Genomic DNA, 701 nt, shown 5'->3' with positions numbered 1-701 from the left:
ATTAACGGGAGGGGTCGGGTCTTGTGCATATTGCACTTTGGTGACTTTGATGTCTTTGACCAGCATTTCCTGCGTGCACTTGCCGAAGGTCGGCGTCACCTCCCGCGTGGTGGTCTTACCGGCTGGCACTTTTAACTGTTCAATGCCGTAGGGCGGATAGGACYCGAAGAGAGGCCTGTATTCAATGAGATCGCTGCCGCTGGTGTAGCGAAACATGCCCTTGAAATCACGTCCAATTAAGGCCTCAATAATCGCTTTCGGCTCGTTGACTGGGCTATCGTTGGCCTGAGGGGCCGCGCTGACTGCCGCATGAAATGTGATTGCAGCAATAGCGATGCCAAGCCATGCACGATAGCCAGGAGGTGGCGGGTTGGGAACAAGGCTGTTGTCGCGGGCGTCACTTGCGCTAGCGCATTCGGCCTGAGCCAACCGTTCGCGCACGAAAATGCAAGGCCCGTCGGCAAGCAGACGGTCAGAAAAGATCTGAGCGTATCCTTCTGCGCTTTGACATGGCTTTACGCGGCCACTATTTTTGTAGCTCTCCCTCATCTCACCCCCTTGCATTTCTCTTATTTTTTACGCTCACCAGCGTTGGCTCGATTTGATGAGCTCATTTTTTCTTAGGCGTGCAATCCTACGATGCATTTCTTCGCGCACCCCTGTCAGAACTAACAGGTACGTTGTCATCGCACTACATGTAC

1 protein-coding gene is annotated in these 701 nt (G+C 53.4%); it reads right to left on the bottom strand.

Annotated elements, in window-relative coordinates; translation table 11 throughout:
- Positions 1–549, bottom strand: a 549-nt coding sequence (locus tag AC1D1X_RS25010) for a hypothetical protein (RefSeq protein WP_477699589.1), incomplete at its 3' end; no start/stop codon positions are given.
- Positions 550–701 lie beyond the last annotated feature (152 nt).

This window comes from Polaromonas sp. P1_G4, from assembly GCF_056405475.1.
This window is presented reverse-complemented; position numbering and strand designations above follow the sequence as displayed.